Annotated in this window: 20 protein-coding genes; 14 read left to right on the top strand and 6 right to left on the bottom strand. The window is 71.1% G+C overall.

Annotated features, from left to right (window positions below):
• Positions 1-1,028: hypothetical protein (locus AOK08_RS09425; protein WP_055525020.1), on the top strand; the 1,028-nt coding region annotated here is incomplete at its 5' end.
• Here the strand turns inward: AOK08_RS09425 and AOK08_RS09420 are convergent.
• Positions 965-1,654 carry an MFS transporter gene (locus tag AOK08_RS09420; RefSeq protein WP_198539214.1) on the bottom strand — a complete coding sequence of 230 codons (690 nt, stop codon included), beginning with the start codon at positions 1,652-1,654 and terminating at the stop codon, positions 965-967. The genes AOK08_RS09425 and AOK08_RS09420 overlap by 64 nt on opposite strands.
• Before the next feature lie 20 nt (positions 1,655-1,674).
• On the opposite strand from AOK08_RS09420, the gene AOK08_RS09415 reads away from it, so the two are divergent.
• Complete coding sequence (locus AOK08_RS09415) at positions 1,675-2,838, top strand: Gfo/Idh/MocA family protein (protein ID WP_055525017.1); 1,164 nt, start codon at positions 1,675-1,677, stop codon at positions 2,836-2,838.
• A 69-nt stretch (positions 2,839-2,907) separates the two neighbouring features.
• Complete coding sequence (locus AOK08_RS09410; protein ID WP_055525016.1) at positions 2,908-4,062, top strand: right-handed parallel beta-helix repeat-containing protein; 1,155 nt, start codon at positions 2,908-2,910, stop codon at positions 4,060-4,062.
• A 202-nt stretch (positions 4,063-4,264) separates the two neighbouring features.
• On the opposite strand, the gene AOK08_RS09405 is transcribed toward AOK08_RS09410, so the two are convergent.
• On the bottom strand, positions 4,265-5,143 hold the full coding sequence (locus AOK08_RS09405; protein WP_055525015.1) for a hypothetical protein: 879 nt from the start codon (positions 5,141-5,143) through the stop codon (positions 4,265-4,267).
• Positions 5,140-5,706, bottom strand: a complete 567-nt coding sequence (locus AOK08_RS09400; protein ID WP_055525014.1) for a SigE family RNA polymerase sigma factor — start codon at positions 5,704-5,706, stop codon at positions 5,140-5,142. Before AOK08_RS09400 ends, AOK08_RS09405 begins: the two co-directional genes overlap by 4 nt.
• 295 nt (positions 5,707-6,001) lie before the next feature.
• Here AOK08_RS09400 and AOK08_RS09395 point away from each other — a divergent pair, with 295 nt between their 5' ends.
• Positions 6,002-7,453: an NCS2 family permease gene (locus tag AOK08_RS09395; protein WP_055525013.1), complete on the top strand. Its 1,452-nt coding sequence runs from the start codon at positions 6,002-6,004 to the stop codon at positions 7,451-7,453.
• Between the two features lie 104 nt (positions 7,454-7,557).
• On the opposite strand, the gene AOK08_RS09390 is transcribed toward AOK08_RS09395, so the two are convergent.
• Complete coding sequence (locus AOK08_RS09390; RefSeq protein ID WP_055525012.1) at positions 7,558-8,049, bottom strand: GNAT family N-acetyltransferase; 492 nt, start codon at positions 8,047-8,049, stop codon at positions 7,558-7,560.
• 3 nt (positions 8,050-8,052) lie between these two features.
• Complete coding sequence (locus AOK08_RS09385) at positions 8,053-8,826, bottom strand: IclR family transcriptional regulator (RefSeq protein WP_055525011.1); 774 nt, start codon at positions 8,824-8,826, stop codon at positions 8,053-8,055.
• 156 nt (positions 8,827-8,982) lie between these two features.
• Here AOK08_RS09385 and AOK08_RS09380 point away from each other — a divergent pair, with 156 nt between their 5' ends.
• From AOK08_RS09380 to AOK08_RS09360, 5 genes are all read left to right on the top strand, one after another.
• Positions 8,983-10,512, top strand: a complete 1,530-nt coding sequence (locus tag AOK08_RS09380; RefSeq protein ID WP_055525010.1) for an aldehyde dehydrogenase (NADP(+)) — start codon at positions 8,983-8,985, stop codon at positions 10,510-10,512.
• 131 nt (positions 10,513-10,643) lie between these two features.
• Positions 10,644-11,252: a DUF1349 domain-containing protein gene (locus AOK08_RS09375; protein WP_055525009.1), complete on the top strand. Its 609-nt coding sequence runs from the start codon at positions 10,644-10,646 to the stop codon at positions 11,250-11,252.
• Positions 11,252-11,734, top strand: coding sequence for a GNAT family N-acetyltransferase (locus AOK08_RS09370; protein ID WP_198539212.1), 483 nt, complete (start codon positions 11,252-11,254; stop codon positions 11,732-11,734). The genes AOK08_RS09375 and AOK08_RS09370 overlap by 1 nt, the downstream gene beginning before the upstream one ends.
• A 67-nt stretch (positions 11,735-11,801) precedes the next feature.
• On the top strand, positions 11,802-12,515 hold the full coding sequence (locus AOK08_RS09365) for a DsbA family oxidoreductase (protein ID WP_055525008.1): 714 nt from the start codon (positions 11,802-11,804) through the stop codon (positions 12,513-12,515).
• 74 nt (positions 12,516-12,589) lie between these two features.
• On the top strand, positions 12,590-13,684 hold the full coding sequence (locus AOK08_RS09360) for an aminotransferase class V-fold PLP-dependent enzyme (RefSeq protein ID WP_198539209.1): 1,095 nt from the start codon (positions 12,590-12,592) through the stop codon (positions 13,682-13,684).
• A 102-nt stretch (positions 13,685-13,786) separates the two neighbouring features.
• Here the strand turns inward: AOK08_RS09360 and AOK08_RS09355 are convergent, their stop codons facing one another.
• Positions 13,787-14,887: a pyridoxal-phosphate-dependent aminotransferase family protein gene (locus AOK08_RS09355; protein ID WP_055525006.1), complete on the bottom strand. Its 1,101-nt coding sequence runs from the start codon at positions 14,885-14,887 to the stop codon at positions 13,787-13,789.
• A gap of 224 nt (positions 14,888-15,111) precedes the next feature.
• Between AOK08_RS09355 and AOK08_RS09350 the strand changes: the two genes are divergently transcribed.
• The 5 genes from AOK08_RS09350 (at position 15,112) to AOK08_RS09330 (ending at position 19,802) form a co-directional block, all read left to right on the top strand.
• Positions 15,112-15,951, top strand: coding sequence for a transporter substrate-binding domain-containing protein (locus AOK08_RS09350; protein WP_055525005.1), 840 nt, complete (start codon positions 15,112-15,114; stop codon positions 15,949-15,951).
• Complete coding sequence (locus AOK08_RS09345; protein WP_055525004.1) at positions 15,948-16,793, top strand: amino acid ABC transporter permease; 846 nt, start codon at positions 15,948-15,950, stop codon at positions 16,791-16,793. Before AOK08_RS09350 ends, AOK08_RS09345 begins: the two co-directional genes overlap by 4 nt.
• Entirely contained in the window at positions 16,790-17,611 is an 822-nt protein-coding gene (locus tag AOK08_RS09340) for an amino acid ABC transporter ATP-binding protein (RefSeq protein WP_055525003.1), read from the top strand. Before AOK08_RS09345 ends, AOK08_RS09340 begins: the two co-directional genes overlap by 4 nt.
• Positions 17,612-17,621: 10 nt before the next feature.
• The gene (locus AOK08_RS09335; RefSeq protein ID WP_055525018.1) at positions 17,622-18,713 is read left to right on the top strand and encodes an amidohydrolase family protein; all 1,092 of its coding nucleotides are present in this window, start codon (positions 17,622-17,624) and stop codon (positions 18,711-18,713) included.
• 174 nt (positions 18,714-18,887) lie between these two features.
• Positions 18,888-19,802: an SCO1860 family LAETG-anchored protein gene (locus tag AOK08_RS09330; protein ID WP_055525002.1), complete on the top strand. Its 915-nt coding sequence runs from the start codon at positions 18,888-18,890 to the stop codon at positions 19,800-19,802.
• Positions 19,803-19,887 lie beyond the last annotated feature (85 nt).

Raw genomic sequence — 19,887 nt, 5'->3', positions numbered from 1 at the left:
GCAGGCGGCCGTGCTGTAACCCGAGGGCGGGGGCGGACGGTACGGATGGGGCGGGCGGGCGCTGGGCGGGTCGCGAGCTGCGCCCGTATGCCGCCGGGGCGTGGGCCCCCGGGGACGCGCACGGCGAGGCGTCCGCCGCGCTCGCCGACGCCGGTCTCGACGTGCACACCTGGGTCGTCCTCGCGCACAACTCCCGCCTGGGCGCCGAGCATCCGGCCACCTCCGTGGTCAACGCCTACGGGGACCGCTACCCATGGGCACCCTGCGTCGCGCAGCCCGCCACGCGCGCGTACCTCGTCGATCTCGCCGCCGAGGCCGCCGTACGGCCCGGGGCACGCGGTACGGAACTGGAGTCCCTCGGCTGGTACGGCCTCACGCATCTGCACGCCCACGACAAGACCGGCGGCATCGGGCTCGGTGACGCCGGCCAGTATCTGATGGCGCTCTGCTTCTGCCCGTCCTGCCGGGCCGGGTACGACAGCCAGGGCCTCGACCCCGACGAGCTGGCGGCGGCCGTACGAGCCGCGCTGGAACCGGTGTGGCGCGGCGAACCGGACGACGGGGGCTGGGCGGGCGTCGAGAAGCGCCTCGGGGAGGCGAAAGCGGCCCTCACGCGCGCGTGGCGCGAGGAAACCGCACGCTCGCTCCAGGAGGCGGCCGTCGCGGCGGTCCGGGCGGCTGCCCCGGCCGGATTCCAGGTACTGCTGCACGCCGACCCCGTCTCCTACCACGTCGGCGCCAACACGGGCGTGGACCCCGCGCACATCCTGTCCGTCGCGGACGGTGTGGTGGTCCCGTGCACGGGCGGGGCGGGCCTGCTGACACCGTTCGCGGAGGCGGGCGGGGAGAGCGCCGTCCTGGCCGCCAACCTGGTCGTGGTCTCCGGGATGGGCGGCAGCCCCGGCACGCTCGCGGTGGACGCGGAGCGCGCGGCCGGGCTCGGGGCCACCGAACTGCGGCTCTATCACGCCGGGTTGGCGTCGGACGGCGACCTGGACGCGGTACGGGACGCACTGGCCCGGCGCTGAGCCGGCGGGACCGCGATCAGCGCCAGGGCGAGGACACCGCCGACGAGAATCACCTGGTGGCCGACGGGTTCCACCAGCGCGGCGCCCACTGCCGGACCGATCGCCGTGGGCGCGAACATCAGGGTGTTCGCGGTCGCGGCGGTACGGCCGAGCAGTTCGGCCGGGGTCTCCCGCTGTACGGCGGTGAGGCCCGCGATCAGGACGCACGGCAGGCCCGTCCCGGCGGCCACGGCGGAGCCGAGCACCGCGAGGTCGGCCGGGACCGCCCGCAGCGCCATGGCGGCGCCGGTCAGGGCGATCCCGCAGGCCGCGAACCCGAACTCCCCCAGGCTGCGCGGCAGCGGGCCCGAGGCCAGGCCGACCGCCACCGAGCGGATGCCCCGGAGAACGTACAGGGGGCCGGCGTACACGGGGGAGTGGCCGAGCCCCTCGACGACCGCGTACAGGGTGGCGGTGCCCATGCCCGACAGGAGCATCGTCGCGCCGCCCGCCAGGACGAGCGGGCGCAGCCGGTCCTGGCGCCAGAGGGCGAGTGGGTGGGGAACTCCGCCCGGGCCGGAGGGTGGCGCCAGGCGGGCGCCTACCCTGCACACAGAGATCGACAGCGACAGCGGCAGCGTCGACACAGCCGACCCGGGAGGCTCGCATGACCACCGTACGAACAACCACACCGCTTCCGGTGGTCCTCGCGGGAGCGCGCGGTCACGGCCAGTGGCATCTGGACAACATCCGCCGCCTCCAGGACAAGGGGCTCGTCCGGCTGGCCGGCGTCTGCGAGCTGACCCCGCTGACCGACGACGAGCTGGCCGGCCTCGGCACCCCCGAGCAGTCCGCCGACTTCGGCGCGCTCCTCGACTCCACCGGCGCCGCCGTTGCCGTGATCTGCACGCCGATCCCCACCCACACCGACCTCGCGCTGATCGCCGCCGCCAAGGGCGTGCACCTGCTGCTGGAGAAGCCGCCGGCGCCGTCGTACGCCGAGTTCCGGCGGATGGCCGACGGGGTCGCGGCGGCCGGGGTCGCCTGCCAGATCGGGTTCCAGTCGCTGGGCTCGCACGCCCTGCCCGCGATCCGGGAACTGATCGCCGAGGGCGCCATCGGCACGGTGACCGGCGTCGGCGGAGCGGGCGCGTGGGCGCGCGACGAGGCGTACTACCGGCGCGCGCCCTGGGCCGGCAAGCGCAGGCTGAACGGTGTGGACGTCATCGACGGCGCCCTCACCAACCCGCTCGCGCACGCCGTCGCCACCGGGCTCGCCCTCGGCGGCAGCACCCGCGCCGAGGACGTCACCGGCATCGAGACCGAGCTGCTGCGCGCCAATGACATCGAGTCCGACGACACCTCGTGCGTACGCGTCAGCACGGCGAACGGTGTCGCCGTCACCGTCGCCGCCACTCTGTGCGCCGAACACCCGGACGACCCGTACGTCCTCGTGCACGGCACCGGCGGCCGGATCACCTTCTGGTACAAGCAGGACCGCGTGCTCCTCCAGCGGTCCGGACACGGCCCGCAGGAGTACGAGTACGACAGCACCGACCTGCTGGAGAACCTCGTCGACCACCTCACCGAGGGCGCCGAACTGCTGGTCGCACCTGACGAGACGGGCGCGTTCATGCGGGTCGTCGAGGCGATCCGGCAGGCCCCCGACCCGGCCGGACTCCCGGCCGATGTCTGGGAGTTCGCGGCCGGCGAGGACCGCCGCCGAGTCGTCCCCGGCATCGACGGCCTCGTCGTGGCCGCCGCCGACACCCTCTCCCTCTACTCCGAGCTGGGCGCCTCCTGGGCGCTTCCCGGGCGCCGCCGAACCTGACGGCAACCCTTTTCGGACGGGCGGCAACAAGACAGCGGATACCGTCCAGTCCTGGGAAAGGAACGCCCCGTGCGCATCGGCACCGGCCGTCACCGCAGAAACCGCACCCTGTCCATCGCCACCGCGGTGGCCCTGTCCTCAGGTGCGGGCGGTGTATGGCTGGGCCTCTCGCACGACGGAGCGAGCGCCGCCGGCGCCACGGTCACCGTCTCCAGCACGGCCGAGCTGGAGTCCGCGGTGCGCGGCGCGGTGCCCGGCGGCGTCATCCAGGTGCGCGCCGGGACCTACTACCCGACGGCCACCCTCATGTCGGCGGCGAACGGTACGAGTTCGGCGCGGATCACGCTCAAGGCGTACGGCGGCGAGAAGGTGAGGATCGACGGCTCCAAGCTGCCCGCCGGGTCCTGGCTGGCCGGGATCGACGGCGACTACTGGACGGTCGAGAACCTCACCTTCCAGAACTCCCCGGCCCAGGGCTTCGTCGCCACCTCGTCCGTCGGCGGGATCTTCAGGAACCTCGTCACCGCGAGGAACGGCGACTCGGGCTTCACCCTGCGGGGCGACGGCACCAGCGACAACCTCGTGCAGAACCTGGACAGTTACCTCAACTACGACCCCGCCTCCCACGGCCAGAACGCCGACGGCCTCGCCATCAAGTTCGGCTCCGGCACCGGCAACAGGATCACCGGGGCCCGCCTCTACGACAACGCGGACGACGGGATCGACCTCTGGCAGTTCTCCAGCCCCGTCACCATCGAGCACACCTGGGCCTTCGGCAACGGCAGGAACCGCTGGAAGGACTCCGCGTTCGAGGGCAACGGCAACGGCTTCAAGCTGGGCGGCGGGGGCGCGTCGGTCGCGCACGTGGTCAACGACAACGCGGCCTGGGACAACAGACTGCACGGGTTCACGGAGAACTCCAACGCCGGCGCGATCCTGCTCGACCGCAACACCGCCTACGCCAACGACCGGAGCGGCTTCCACTTCGCCACCGGCAAGGCACGGCTGGCCAGGAACCTCGCGGTGGGCAACGGGAACGGCCTGTCCAAGCTGGGCCCGGAGACCGTCTCCGCCGCCAACAACTGGGACAGCGGTGTCCCGACACCGGCACTGCGGTCGAAGGACGCGACGACGGCACACGGTGCCCGTCGGCCGGACGGCTCGCTGCCGGTCACCACGTTTCTGACCGTGGCCTCGACGGCCGTCGGGTCCCCCATGAACTGACGTACCGCACAGCGGAAACGAGCCCCCGCCGGTCGTCACCGGCGGGGGCTCTCTGACTGGCCGAGGGGGGCTCAGGCCAGCAGCTCTCGTACGCTCGAACGCTCGTACGTAACGTTAGATGGCGAGAACCCGTATGTGGTTCCGTCCACGACGAACGGATTGCCGGGCCCGCGGGATTTCCCCGCGGGCCACCGCTACCGCCTTACGAATCGCCGTTGTCGACCTTGCCGCCGGCATCCTGGCCCGTGAAGCCGCCCTGTACGGCGAACTGCTTGCCCGCCGCTTCGGCGGTCACGCTGTACGTGTCGTCCTTCGCGTCCCGGACCCCACGCGTGTGGTTGTACTGGCCCGCGAAGACCCACTCGCCCGGCGGGACCGCGCGGCCCGCCTTGAGCACCCACGTGTAGACCAGGAAGCCGTCACGCTTGACGGTCGTCAGGTCGTAGTCCTCTTCCGGAAGCGCCCGCCAGGCACCCGTCGAGACGACCGAGCCGGTGTCGGCGACCTTCAGCTCGACGGTGAGCGCGGTGAGTTGCACGGACGTCTTGATGCCGACGTTGCTCTGCGCCCAGAACTCGTTGCTGTGCGGATCGATCGAGCCGTTCGATTGCAGGGGGCCGTCGGCGGTGGTCTGCGAGGCGGCTGCCGGCGCCGAGTTCGAGGACTTCGGTGTCGGCGTGGGCGTCGGTGCCGGACTCGGCTCGTCGTCCTGGGCGTTGCCGCCCTGCGACGGTTCCGGAGCCGGCGGGACCGGCGCCCGGCTGGTCGCGTCCGGCGACGGGGTCGGAGTCGGCGCAGGCGAGACCGAGACGGTCGGATCGGCCGGGGTCTCGTTGGTCTTCACCACCGAGGCCAGCGCGTACCCGCCCATCGCGAGGATCCCGGAGACAGCCGCGGTGGCACCCACCACCCGGGCCCAGGCCAGCAGCGGCGGACGCGTCGCCCGGCGCCGGGAGCGCTTCGCCTCGGGACCGGCGGCCATGCCGCGCTCGACCCGCGCGAGGATGCGCGCGCGGTCGGGTACGTACGCCTCGGCCGCGTCGCGCAGCCCGGCGCGCAGCTCGTCGTGCTGCGTCCTCATCGGTTCGTCCCTCCCGCTCCGCCCGTGGTGCGTACAGGAGTACGCACTCGAAGCGGGGCCTCGTCGCCGCCAAGGAGCCGCTTCAGTTCGGCCATACCCTTGGACGTCTGGCTTTTCACCGTACCGACAGTAACTCCCAGCGCCAGCGCCGTGTCCTTCTCCGAGAGGTCGAAGGCATGCCGGAGCACCACGCACGCCCGTTTACGGAACGGCAGTCTACGCAACGCTGTCTGGACATCTATGACGCCTGGTATATCGGGATTTTCCGTCTTCTCTTCCCGCTGCGACCAGAACAGGGTGATCCTCCGGCGCTCCCGGACCGCGCTGCGGATACGGGTCTTGGCCAGATTCGCGACCACGCCACGCGCGTACGCCACGGGATGGTCGGCGGCCCGCACCCGGTCCCAGCGGTTCCACAGCGCGAGCAGCGCGTCCGCCGCCAGGTCGTCGGCGGCGTCCGCCTCGCCTGTCAGCAGGTGCGCCAGGCGCGCGAGTTCGGCGTAGTGCCGGTCGAAGAAGGCGTGGAACTCCACGGAGGCTGCGTCGTCGACGACAGTGCCCACGGGCGACTTCTCCCCCTTAGTTTCCTTGGTGTCGCTGAGTCTTCCCAGGTCGGCGGCGGCTGCCGACCGAAGCCGGGCGTCTGCGCACCCGGCCGCTGTGGTGCGCCGGTGAAGGGTCAGTGATCGTTTGGCGCGAGAGCCGAGAGAGTATCAGGCGGACGTACGCCTCTTCGAGGGGCGTATGACTGGTCGATCCGGATTCCGTAACACGGGGAAAACCTGAACACGGTTCAACACGGGAACAATCCAGCGAGCATCCGCACACAGACCGAACGGGCTACGAGGAGTTACCGCCATGTCCGAACAACAGAAGGTGGCCGACCGGCCCGCTGCCGCGCCTCCGGCGGCGAACAGCGTCGACGGCTTCTTCAAGATCTCCGAACGGGGATCCACCTTCGCCCGTGAGATACGCGGCGGCTTCGCCACGTTCTTCACGATGGCCTACATCCTTGTCCTGAACCCCATCATCCTGGGCAGCGCCAAGGACAAGTTCGGCCACCAGCTCGACAGCGTCCAGCTCGTCACCGCCACCGCCCTGGTGGCCGCGGTGATGACGGTCGTGATGGGCGTCGGCGGCAACCTCCCGCTCGCCCTCGCCACGGGCCTCGGCCTCAACGCGGTGGTCGCCTTCCAGATTGCCCCGCTGATGAGCTGGGACGACGCGATGGGCCTGGTCGTCCTGGAGGGCCTGCTGATCTGCGCCCTGGTGGTGACCGGCCTCAGAGAAGCGATCATGCACGCCATCCCGGGGCCGCTGAAGGCGGCGATCAGCGTGGGCATCGGCCTGTTCATCGCCTTCATCGGCTTCGTCGACGCCGGTTTCGTCAGCCGTATCCCGGACGCCGCCCACTCCACGGTCCCGGTGCAGCTCGGCGGCACGGGCACGCTCACCGGCTGGCCGATCGTCGTCTTCTGTCTCGGTGTCCTGCTGACCATCGGTCTGCTCGCGCGCAAGGTGAAGGGCGCGATCCTGATCAGCATCGTCACGATGACGCTCCTCGCGCTCGTCATCAACTCGGTCGCCGACGTCAAGAGCTGGGGCCTGACCACGCCGTCCTGGCCCGACAAGATCGCGGGCACCCCAGACTTCGGGCTGATCGGCCACTTCAGCCTGTTCGGCGCGTTCGGCGAGACCACGGTGATCACCGTCGTCCTGCTGATCTTCACCCTGATCCTGTCGGACTTCTTCGACACCATGGGCACGGTCGTCGGCATCAGCGCCGAGGCGGGCCTGCTCGACGAGGACGGCAAGGTCCCCGGCCTCGGCCGCGTGCTGCTCATCGACGGTGCGGCGGCGGTGGCGGGCGGCGTGAGCTCCGCGTCCTCGGCGACCTCGTACATCGAGTCGGCGGCGGGCGTCGGCGAGGGCGCGCGCACCGGCTTCGCCAACCTGATCACCGGCGGCCTGTTCGCCTGCGCGCTCTTCCTGTCACCGATCCTGACGATCGTCCCGATGCAGGCCGCCGCCCCCGCCCTGGTCGCGGTGGGCTTCCTGATGATGACCCAGGTCAAGCACATCGACTGGGACAAGTACGAGATCGCCATCCCGGCGTTCCTGACGATCGCCGTGATGCCCTTCACGTACTCGATCACCAACGGCATCGGCGCCGGCTTCCTGGCCTACGTCCTCATCAAGACGGTCCTCGGCAAGGCGAAGGAGATCCACTGGCTCCTGTGGGGCACGAGCGCGTTGTTCCTGATCTACTTCGCGATCGATCCCGTCGAGCAGCTCTTCGGCGCCAAGTAATCACCGGTGCAGGTGACCCCGCGCCCTTGACAGGGGCGCGGGGAACCGCGCGAAAAACCACGACGGCGCGGCAGCCGAAAACCGGGCCTCGGGCGCTACGACCCTCACGCCTCCAGGGTGAGAACGACCTCGTCGATCTCGGCCCCGCGCGCCTGCGCGAACCCCCGCTCATGCCCCGTCACCCGGAACCCGCACTTCTCCAGGACCCGCAGCGACCCCACGTTGTCGGCGGCGGCACGCGCGTGCAGCGGACGCTCCGGGACCTCGGCGAGAAGAGCGCGCAGCGCGGCCGTCGCGATACCGCGCCCCCAGTAGGCGCGGTCGATCCAGTACGTCACCTCACGGTCGCCCGGCTCGCCGTACACCGCCGCGCTGCCCACCACGTCACCGTCGACGAGGACGGTGCGGTTGAGCACGTCCGGCGTCGCCCGGATCCGCTCCCAGTGGGCGTCGAAGGCGGCCCGGTCGGCCGGGTCCTTGGCCGTGAAGGCGGCCAGCCACAGTGACTCCGGGTCGTTCGTCTGCCGGAAGAAGACCGGCAGGTCACTGTCGTGGATCTCGCGGAGCACCACGTCCGTCGAAGCCGAGTACCGCATCGCTCAGAGCCTCCTGGTTGCCAGCGTCAGCCGGTCGCGCGCATCGAACAGGGCGTCCTTGACCATCTGTTCGTGGGCCGGGGTGAGCCGGGCGACCGGCACCGAGCAACTTATCGCGTCCCTCGCGGGCGTGCGGTAGGGAATGGCCACACCGAAACAGCGCAGCCCCAGGGTGTTCTCCTCACGGTCCACCGCGAAGCCCCGCTCGCGCACCAGACGCAGCTCCTCGATGAGCTCCTCCCGGTCGGTGATCGTGTGCTCGGTCAGCGCGGGCAGTGTCTCCGGGAGCAGTTTGCGGACCTGCTCGTCGGTGTGGGTGGCCAGCAGCGCCTTGCCGAGGGAGGTCGAGTGGGCGGGCAGCCGGCGGCCGACCCGGGTGAAGGGGCGCAGGTAGTGCTGCGACTGCCGGGTGGCGAGGTAGACCACGTTCGTGCCGTCGAGCCGGGCCAGGTGGATGGTCTCCGTCGTGTCGTCGGAGAGCCGGTCCAGGGTCGGGCGGGCCACCGCGACCACCTCGTCCCCGTCGATGTACGAGGTACCGACCAGCAGGGCCCGTACGCCGATGCCGTACCGCGTGCCCGTACCATCGGTCTCGACCCAGCCGAGGTCGACGAGAGTACGCAGAAGCATGTAGAGACTTGACTTGGGGTAGCCGACGGCCTCCTGGACCACTGCCAGGGAGTGCATGCCGGGACGACCGGCGAAATATTCCAGCAGTTCAACCGTCCGTACCGCGGACTTGACCTGCGCCCCGCCGCCTGTCTCGGCTGCCGACATCGCCCTTGACCCCTTCGTTCGACGGGAAATAGTCTCCAACAGCATATTCATCACCAGAGACGCTGTTCAGCATATCGAACGCCCCTGGTGGATGACGCGAAATATTCGCACCCCAATTCGCATGACAAATGGCAACACAATCTGGAGGGACCCCCGGTGGCAGCAGCACCAGTCTGGAGTGTCGACCCCCGTACCGGGAAGCAGCGGGAGCAGGTCGCGGTCGAGGCCACGGCCCAGGACGTGGACGCCGCCGTCCGCGCGGCGCACGCCGCCCGCCCGGCCCTCGTGGACCGCACGGTCCGCGCCGCCTTCCTGCGCGGCGCCGCCGAGCAGCTCGAAGCGGCCAAGGACCAGCTCGTCGAGGCCGCCGACGCGGAGACGGCGCTCGGCCCCGTCCGGCTGACCGGCGAACTCGCCCGCACCTGCTTCCAGCTGCGGGCCTTCGCGGACATCGTCGACGAGGGCGCCTTCCTCGACGTCGTCATCAACCACCCCGACGACACCGCGACCCCGCCGATCCCGGACCTGCGCCGCTACAAGGTGCCGCTGGGCGTCGTGGCCGTCTACTCGGCCTCCAACTTCCCCTTCGCCTTCTCCGTCCCCGGCGGCGACACCGCGAGCGCGCTCGCGGCCGGCTGCCCGGTGGTCGTCAAGGCCCACCCGGACCACCCGGGCCTGTCCGAGCTGGTCGCGTCCGTCCTGCGCCGGGCCGCGGCCCTGCACGGCATCCCCGAGGGCGTCGTCGGCCTGGTCCACGGCTTCGAGGCGGGCGTCGAGCTGGTCAAGCACCCGCTCGTCGCGGCGGCCGGTTTCACCGGTTCCGTACGAGGCGGCCGTGCCCTCTTCGACGCGGCGGCGGCCCGTCCGGTCCCGATCCCGTTCCACGGCGAGCTGGGCTCCCTGAACCCCGTGGTGATCACGGAGGCGGCGGCCAACGAGCGCGCCGAGGCGATCGGTACGGGGCTCGCGGGCTCCATGACGATGGGCGTCGGCCAGTTCTGCGTGAAGCCCGGCCTGGTCCTGGCGCCTTCCGGCGAGGCGGGCGACCGCCTGCTGAAGTCCCTGACGGAAGCGGTCGGCGACACCGCCGCCGGGGTCCTCCTGGACCACCGGATGCGCGACAACTTCGTCGCCGGGGTCGCCGAGCGCGCCGAGCTGCCCGAGGTCGAGACCCCGGTGACGCCGGGCGCGGGCGGCGAGCACACCGTCAGCGCGGGGTTCCTCACGGTGGCGGCGGACAAGCTGACGGCGGAGGGGGCGTACGACCTGCTCCTCGAAGAGTGCTTCGGGCCGGTCACCGTGGTCGCCCGCTACGCGGACGACGCCGAGGCGAACGCCGTTCTCTCGCGGCTGCCGGGCAACCTGACCGCGACGGTTCACCTCTCGGCGGAGGAAGCCGCCGGGGAGGGGCGCGGGGCGGAGATCCTGGCCGAGCTGACGCCGCTGGCCGGTCGTGTGCTGGTGAACGCTTGGCCGACCGGTGTCGCCGTGGCCGCGGCCCAGCACCACGGCGGTCCGTACCCCGCCACCACCTCGATGTCGACCTCGGTCGGCGGGACGGCTGTTGAGCGGTGGCTGCGGCCGGTGGCCTACCAGAACACGCCTGTTGCGCTGCTGCCGGTCGAGCTGCGCGACGAGAACGCGCTGGGGCTGCCCCGGCGCTTTAACGGGCGGCTGGAGCGCTAACGCCGTTGGGGCGCGGTGAATTTCGCGGCTGCCGGTCGGTTGTGGCTTGTCGCGCCCCGCGGCGGAGCCGTAAATCGATACAGCCCCGCGCCCCTATCTCGGCGCCCGTCCCGCCCTGCGATAATCAGGCAATGGACATGGAGCTTTCCCCACTGCCTTTTCCCCTTCGCACTTATGGGCCCGACGGTCACTGGTCCTTCGAGGACGGGGTGCTCACCGGGTGGGCGGGGCCCCGGCAGGACCGGTTCGTGCCGCCCACCGGGGAGGGGCTGGATCCGGCGGCCGACGCGCCCCGTCTGCTGGGCGCCCCGGTGGGCGACTTCCAGCTGATCGCCCGGGTCACCGTCGGGTTCCGGGCGGGCTTCGACGCCGGGGTGCTGTACGTGCATGTCGGCGAACGGGCCTGGGCCAAGCTCTGCCTGGAGTACTCCCCGGATGTGCCCACCGTCTGCACGGTGGTCACCCGGGGACACTCCGACGACGCCAATTCCTTCACCGTGGACGGCAGTTCGGTCTGGCTCCGGGTCAGCCGCACCGGCCGGGCCTTCGCCTTCCACGCCTCCCGCGACGGCGAGCGCTGGACCTTCGTCCGCCTGTTCACCCTGGGCGACGAGAAGGAGACGGACGCGGCCCTGATCGGCTTCATGACCCAGTCGCCGATGGGCGAGGGGTGCGTGGTGACGTACGACCACATCGAGTTCCGTCCGGAGTGGCCCAAGGACCTGCGGGACGGCAGCTGATGCGGGTGATCCGGGCCGCGCTGCCGGCCGAGGCCGCCGCCGTCACCGAGCTGCATCTGCGGGCCCGGTCCACGTACTACCCGGACGGTCTGCCCGACGCCGACCGGGACTGGGTCGCCGCCTGGCTGAGCAGCATCGAGCGGCCCGACGCGCATGTCCTGTGCGTCGTCGAGCAGGACCGCGTCATAGGCGTCGCCTCCTTCCGTACGGCTGACGGCGCCCCCGCCGACACGGTCAAGCTCTTCCAGTTCCACGTCGACCCCGGCCACTGGCGGGCGGGCATCGGCACCGAGCTGCACGCGGCCTGCGTCGAGCGATGGCGGGCCGACGGCGTATCCGCCGCCACCCTCGACGTGCACACCGACAACCAGCGCGCACAGGCGTTCTACCGTCGGCTGGGATGGGTCCCGGACCCGGAGAACCCGCCCGCCGAGGGCGATCACCATCTCTGTCTGCGGTACGGAATGAATCCAGCCGATTGAACGTTCACGTAACCGGTGCCACCCCGCACCAGTCCCCGTACCGTTCGACCTGGAGAGAGCCGAAGACATGCGCGTCGAGATCTGGAGCGACATCGCCTGCCCCTGGTGCTACGTCGGCAAGGCCCGCTTCGAGAAGGCGCTCGACGCCTTCCCGCACCGCGAGGGTGTCGAGGTGGTGCACCGGTCGTTCGAGCTGGACCCGGGGCGTGCCAAGGGGGACATCCAGCCCGTCCTCAAGATGCTCACCAAGAAGTACGGCATGAGCGAGGCGCAGGCCCAGGCCGCCGATGAGAACGTCGGTGCGCAGGCCGCCGCCGAGGGGCTCGGGTACCGCACCCGGGACCGTGACCACGGCAACACCTTCGACATGCACCGGCTGCTCCACCTCGCGAAGGACAAGGGCCGGCAGGACGAGCTGATCCAGCTCTTCTACCAGGCCAACTTCGCCGAGGAGGAGTCCGTCTTCGGCGACGACGAGCGGCTTGTGAAGCTCGCCGTCAGCGCCGGCCTCGACGCCGACGACGCCCGGCGCGTGCTCGCCGACCCGGACGCGTACGCCGACGCCGTGCGCGCCGACGAGCGCGAGGCGGCCGAACTCGGTGCCAACGGTGTGCCGTTCTTCGTCCTGGACCGGAAGTACGGCGTCTCCGGCGCCCAGCCCGCCGAGGTCTTCGCCAAGGCGCTCACCCAGGCGTGGGGCGAGCGGCCCGCCCCCCTCAAGACCGTCCAGGCGGACGGCGCCGAGGTCTGCGGGCCCGACGGATGTGCCGTGCCCCAGTAGTGGCATGGGGAGGAAAACCGCAGGTCAGGGCTTACCCATAAGCGGTCCTTCGCGGTGCCGTGCAGAATTCGGCAATGGACGAGGGGATCTCCGGGCCGCAGAGTGGACCCATGGAGACCTCCGAAAACCTCCGGAACCTCGTCCGTGCCGAGTTCGCCCCGAAGAACACCTATCTGAACACCGCGAGCACCGGGCTCCTCCCGGCCCGTACCGTGACCGCCATGGGCGACGCCGTGCGGTCCGTGGCCGACGGCCTGCCGCAGGACATGTTCGCCGATGTGGAGGCCTCCCGCTCCGCCTTCGCCCGGCTGGTCGGGGTCTCCGACCGCAGGGTGGCGGCCGGGGCCTCGGTCGCCGTCTACAGCGCGCTGATCGCCGCCTCGCTGCCGGCCGGCGCCGAAGTCCTCACCGCCGAGGACGACTTCACCTCCGTGCTCAACCCGTTCCACGTACGCGGGGACCTGAAGGTACGGACCGTGCCGCTGGAACGGATCCCCGAATCCGTCCGGCCCGGCACCGACCTCGTCGCCGTCAGCCTCGCCCAGTCCGCCGACGGACGCATTGTCGACCAGCCCGCGCTGCGCGAGGCCGCCCGCGAGCACGGGGCCCGTACGTACGTCGACGCCTCCCAGGCCACCGGCTGGCTGCCGGTCGACGCGGACGCCTACGACTTCGTCTCCTCCGTCGCCTTCAAGTGGCTCGTCTGCCCACGAGGCGTGGCCTTCCTCGTCGTCCCCGAGGACCTGGGCGGCCTGACACCGGTGTTCGCCGGCTGGGTCGCGGGCGAGGAGCCCTGGGACAGCTGCTACGGGCCGGTGCGTGAACTCGCCCACTCGGCACGGCGGTTCGACGAAAGCCCGAGCCTGTTCTCCTACGCCGGCGCCCGCCACTCCCTCGCCCTGATCGAGGAGTTGGGCGTGGACACCGTACGCGCCCACGACCTCGCGCTCGCCGACCGGTTCCGCGCCGGGCTCGACCGGCTGGGGCACCAGCCCGTACCCTCGCCCGGCTCGGCCATCGTCTCCGTGCCCCGACTCGGGCACCGGCAGGCCGAGTTGAGCCGGGCCGGGGTCGAGGTCTCCGACCGCGCCGGAAACCTGCGCGCGGCCTTCCACTTCTACAACACGGCGTCGGACGTCGACCGGCTGCTGGACGTCCTGTCCGGCTGAACCCGCGCATCGGCGGCTCCGGCACACCGGCAACGGGACCGTGCGCGCCCGCCGGTGATCCTCACTGTCACCGGCGGGCGCGCAAACGGGTGCATCGCGCGTTCACGAGAAGTTCGCGACAGCCGACCGGGCTCCTTCGACGTCCACCGTCAGTCCACGGTCCGCCAGCGCCGCACCCAGCGCGACCAGACTCCCGAGCACCACCTCTCGCGTCGCGTCCGCCCCGTAGTGGTTGACCCGGATCATCTCCTTGGCCAGCGCGCCCCCGCCCGCCGCCAGCGGCAGCGCCGGATCGACGGCCAGCGCGCTCGCCACCAGCTCCGACGCGACGACCCCGGAGGGCGCCCGCAGGGTCGTGGCGACCGGCGCCGCGTCCTCGGCCTCGTACACGTACGGCTCCAGGCCGCCGCCCAGCGCGAGCACCCCCGCCCGGGTGGCAGCCGCCGCCGAGGCGTGCCGGGCGATCACCGTGTCCAGCCCGGCCGCCTCGATCCGCTCGACGCACGCCTCCAGCGCGAGCATCTCCAACTGGGCGGGAGCGTGCGGGAGGGCGCGACGGCCGCCGTCGATCCACCGCTCCTTCCAGTCCAGCAGGGAGAGGTACGACCGTCGCGGCGCCCCCGGATTCGCCGCCATCCGCGCCCACGCACGCTCGCTCACCGACACCGCCGACACCCCGGCCGGCCCGCCCATCGCCTTCTGCGCCCCGATCACACACAGGTCGACACCCCACGCGTCCGGCAGCACCGGCTCGGCGCCGACCGAGGCGACGGCGTCGAGGTAGAAGAGGGCGCCCTGTTCCCGTACCGCCTCGCCGATCTCCCCGACCGGGTTGGTGTTGCCGGTCGCCGCCTCGGCGTGCACCAGCGAGACGAAGCCGATCTCCGGGTGCTCGGCGAACGCCTCCCGGACCTGCGCGGCCGTGACCGCCGCGTGGAAGGGCACCGCGAGGTCGACGACCGTGGCGCCGCAGTCCCGCAGCCAGTCGCCGAACGTCTGCCCGTAGGGGCCGGTGACGATGTTGAGTGCCGTCGTGCCCGGACCGGCGGCGCCCCGGATGGCGCCCTCCAGGGGGAGCAGCGCCTCGCCCTGCATGATCACGACGTCCTGCTCGGTGGAGAGCAGCCGCGCCACGCGGTCCTCGATCGACGCGAAGCGCGCGGCGGTCAGTGGCGCCAGGTCCAGAAAGGGGTGCGTGGTCACGGCAGTGCTCTCTTCGGATCGCGGGGTGGCCGGGTGGCCGGGTGGCCCGGGTGGTCTGCTCGGTCTGGGTGTCCGGTTGGTCACAGAAGTCGGGTCGAGACTAGCCGTGAGGCCGCTCAGCCTCGAAACCGCAGGTGATGCGGCACCGTGACCATGGGAATGATTTGAGGGAGTCAAACGTCTCCTTATAATCAGAACCCACATTCCCCCCACAGGAGGTCCCCGTGAACACGGTCCTCGGACGACGGTCCCGCATCCTGGCCGCCACCACCGCGACGGCCGGGCTCCTGCTCGTGGCCGGCTGCTCGTCGAGCGACGGCGGCGCCTCGAAGACCGCCGCCGGCGGGGTCCAACTCGTCAAGGGCGGACAGCTCACCGTCTGCACCCACCTGCCCTACCCGCCCTTCCAGTCGGAGATCGACGGCAAGGTGCAGGGCTTCGACGTGTCGCTCGTCGACCTCGCCGCCAAGAAGCTCGGCGTGAAGCAGGAGATCCTCGACACGCCCTTCGAGAACTTCAAGACGGGCGCCTTCCTCAACTCGGACCAGTGCGACCTCGGCGCGGCCGGTATGACCATCACCGAGGAGCGCAAGAAGAACGTCGACTTCTCCGAGCCCTACTTCGACGCGACGCAGGCCGTCCTCGTCGACAAGAAGAGCGGCATCACCTCCTTCGCCGGCCTCAAGGGCAAGAAGGTCGGCGCCCAGGCGCAGACGACCGGCGAGGACTACGCCAGGGGCAAGGGGCTCGACCCGGTCTCCTTCGAGTCCTCCGACGCGGTCCTCAACGGCCTGCGCACCGGCCAGGTCGAGGCCGTGATCATCGACTACCCGGTCGTCCAGGGCTGGCTCAAGGACACAGCCAACGCCGGCGCCTTCAAGGTGGTGGACAACCTCAACACCGGTGAGCAGTACGGCTTCACGGTGAAGAAGGGCAACACCAAGCTGCTCGCCGCCCTCAACAAGGCGATCACCGACGCGAAGGCGGACGGCACCTACAAGAAGCTGTACGAGCAGTGGATCGGCCCGTACGACGAGTCCGTAGCCGCCCCGTCCGCGTCATGACCGGGACCCAAGCACCACAGGACCGCCAAGTGCGTCCCCGCAAGCCGGGATTGAGCAGGCGTCAGAAACGCATGCTGTCCCAGGGCGCCCAGTACGCGCTGTTCGTCGCGGTGGTCGTCGCCTTCGCCGCCTCGGCGGACTGGGCCCGGCTGAAGAACCAGTTCGCGCAGATGGACCTGGCCAAGCAGATGTTCCCGGACATCATCACGCTGGCCCTCAAGAACACCGTCCTGTACACCCTGTCCGGCTTCGTCTTCGGCCTGGTGCTGGGGATGGTGATCGCCCTGATGCGGCTGTCACCGGTGGGCCCCTACCGCTGGGTCGCGGGCATCTACATCGAGATCTTCCGTGGTCTGCCGGCCCTGCTGATCTTCATCTTCGTGGGCGTGGCGGTGCCGCTCGCCTTCCCCGGCACGGAGATCCCGGGCGGGACCTACGGCAAGGTGGCGCTGGCGCTCGGCCTGGTGTCGGCGGCGTACATGGCGGAGACGATCCGTGCGGGCATCCAGGCGGTGCCCAAGGGACAGATGGAGGCGGCCCGTTCACTGGGCTTCTCGCACGCGAGGGCGATGGTCTCCATCATCGTCCCGCAGGCGTTCCGGATCGTGATCCCGCCGCTGACCAACGAGTTGGTGCTCCTGTTCAAGGACTCCTCGCTGGTGCTGTTCCTGGGCGTCACCCTGGAGGAACGCGAACTGGCCAAGTACGGCCGCGACCTGGCCAGCCAGACCGCCAACTCCACGCCGATCCTGGTGGCGGGCCTGTGCTATCTGCTGGTGACGGTGCCGCTGGGCTTCGTCGTACGACGGCTGGAGACGAAGGCGGGGGAGGCGACGAGATGAGCGACCGTACCGAGGAAACGAACGTGCCGGAGATCGAAGTCCGGGGCCTGTACAAGTCGTTCGGCGACAACGAGGTGCTGCGCGGCATCGACCTGGAGATCGGGCAGGGCGAGGTCGTCTGTGTGATCGGCCCGTCCGGCTCCGGCAAGTCGACCCTGCTGCGCTGTGTGAACCTGCTGGAGGAGCCGACCAAGGGCCAGGTCTTCGTCGGGGGTACGGAGGTCACGCACCCGGACGTCGACATCGACGAGGTCCGCCGCCGGATCGGCATGGTCTTCCAGCAGTTCAACCTCTTCCCGCATCTGACGGTGACGGAGAACCTGACGCTCCCGCAACGCCGTGTGCTCAAGCGGGACAAGGCGGAGGCGGCGAAGGTGGCCGCCGAGAACCTGGCCCGGGTGGGCCTGTCGGAGAAGGCGGACGCGTATCCGTCGTCCCTCTCCGGTGGCCAGCAGCAACGGGTCGCCATCGCACGGGCGTTGGCGATGGGCCCGGAGGTCATGCTCTTCGACGAGCCGACGTCGGCACTCGACCCCGAGCTGGTGGGCGACGTACTGGCGGTGATGCGCAGACTGGCGAACGAGGGCATGACGATGATGGTCGTCACCCACGAGATGACGTTCGCGCGTGAGGTGGCCGACCGGGTCGTCTTCATGGACGGCGGAGTGATCGTCGAGGACGGCACCCCGGAACAGGTCATCACCGACCCGGCCCACGAACGCACCCGCCACTTCCTCTCCCGCCTGCTGGACCCGGCGATGGCGGACGTGGAGGAGGGGGAGGCTCCTCAGGAGCAGCCGAAGGGGCTGCCCAACTAAGGTGCCGTCCATGAGCGATCAGGCGGTGCTGCGGGTGAAGGGGCGGGTGCTGGTCGGCCCGGAGGAGATTCGCGACGAGGTGTGGGTGGTCGGCGGCCGGATCACGTACGACCGGCCGCCCGGCGCCCGTGACATCCGCACGGTGGAGGGCTGGGCGCTGCCCGGCCTGGTCGACGCGCACTGCCATGTGGGCCTGGGGCCGGACGGCGCGGTGCCGCAGGACACGGCCGAGAAGCAGGCGCTCACCGACCGGGACGCGGGCACGCTCCTCATCCGGGACGCGGGTTCACCGTCCGACACCCGCTGGACCGAGGCCCGCGACGACCTTCCGAAGATCATCAGGGCGGGCCGGCACATCGCCCGTACCCGCCGCTACATCCGGGGGTACGCGCACGAGATCGAGCCGGACGACCTGGTGGCGTACGTCGCCCAGGAGGCCCGGCGCGGCGACGGCTGGGTCAAGCTGGTGGGCGACTGGCTGGACCGGGGCACCGGCGACCTCGCGGCCTGCTGGCCGCGCGGGGCCGTGGAGGCGGCGATCACGGAGGCGCACCGGCTGGGCGCGCGCGTCACGGCCCACTGCTTCGCCGAGGACTCCCTGCGCGACCTGGTCGAGGCGGGCATCGACTGCGTCGAGCACGCCACGGGCCTGACCGAGGACACGATCCCTCTCTTCGCGGCACGCGGTGTGGCGATCGTCCCGACGCTGGTGAACATCGCGACGTTCCCGAATCTGGCGGCGGCAGGGGACGCCAAGTTCCCGGCCTGGTCGGCGCACATGCGCCGCCTGCACGAACGCCGCTACGACACGGTGCGTTCCGCGTACGACGCGGGGATCGCCGTGTACGTCGGCACGGACGCGGGCGGCACACTGCCGCACGGGCTCGTCGCGGCGGAGGTGGCCGAGCTGACCAGGGCGGGCATTCCGGCGGTCGAGGCGCTGTCGGCGACGACCTGGGGTGCGCGGAAGTGGCTGGGGCGGCCCGGGCTGACCGAGGGGGCGGCGGCCGACCTGGTGGTGTACGAGAGCGATCCGAGGGCGGACGTACGGGTACTGGGGGCGCCGTCGCGGGTGGTATTGAACGGGCGGGTGGTGAGCTGAGGGGGCTGAGTGGGCCGAGCGGGTGAACGGAGGGAACACCCGTACCGCTGAAATCGAAGACGCGTACGGAAACGTCCCGTAGGAGTGAAGTCCCGCCGGAATGCTGACCGTTCACCCCCTGTACGTAATTCTTACCGGGTCCCAAGCGTGTCTCTTCCGAGGGGTCCCCGAACCGTGAACGCCAACAACTTCCGCATGCCCGCACGCCGTCTGGCCACCGTCGCGGCAGCCACCGCCCTGGTCGCCACCGGCCCGGCGGCCCTGGCCCACGCGACGGAGGAGCAGGGCCGAGCGAGCGCGGTCGTCCTGCGCACCGGGCTGAACGTGTCGCTCCTCAACAAGGGCGTGAATGTGCCGCTCGCGGTCGAGCTGAACGAGGTGCAGGCGCCGCGCAGCGCCGAGAAGACGGCGCTGACCGCCACGCTGGACGGTGTCGACGGCGGAAAACCGTTCACGGTGCTCGGGGCGGAGGTCGCCGAGGCGAAGGCGGCGGTGTCGGACGGCAGGGCGGAGGCGTCGACCAGGATCGCCCACGCCAAGCTCCATGTGCCCGGTCTGCCTCTCCTGTCGCTGATCGAGGTCGAGGAGGTCACGTCGAAGGCGACCTGTGTGGCGGGGGAGAAGCCGGTCGCGTCCGCGAACCTGCTGGGCGCGGTGACGGTTCTCGGGAAGAAGGTGACGGTGACGACGGGCGGACCCGTCGAGGTGAAGGTGCCGGGTGTCGGCGAGGTGCGGCTCGACCTGTCGCGGACGGAGACGACGACCCGTACGGCGGCTGCGACCGCGCTCGAACTCACGGTGTCCGTCAACCCGTTGAACCTCAATGTGGCGGAGGTCGAGGGCACGGTGACACTGGCGAAGGCGACGTGCGAGGCACCGGCGGTGCGGGTGGCGCCGTCGGCGCCTTCCACGCCGTCCACGCCGCACACGTCTCCGGCGCCGGACCTGAAGCCGCAGGGGGCGCCGGCCGAGGCGGGGCTCGCGGAGACGGGTGGCGATTCGATGACGCCGTATCTGGCCGGCGGGGCGGTGGCGTTGCTCGCGGTGGGCGGGGGAGCGGTGGCGCTGGCGCGCCGCGGCAAGAACTGAGCCGAGACCGGGGATTTCTCCCGCCCCCGCCGCCCTTTCCCGTCCCGTCCCTGGGGGCTGCGCCCCCAGACCCCCGCTGTCGGCC

It is taken from the genome of Streptomyces graminilatus, from assembly GCF_001418565.1.
Lineage (GTDB): Bacteria > Actinomycetota > Actinomycetes > Streptomycetales > Streptomycetaceae > Streptomyces > Streptomyces graminilatus.
Note: the sequence above shows the minus strand (reverse complement) of the source record. Positions and strands in the feature narration are given on the sequence as shown.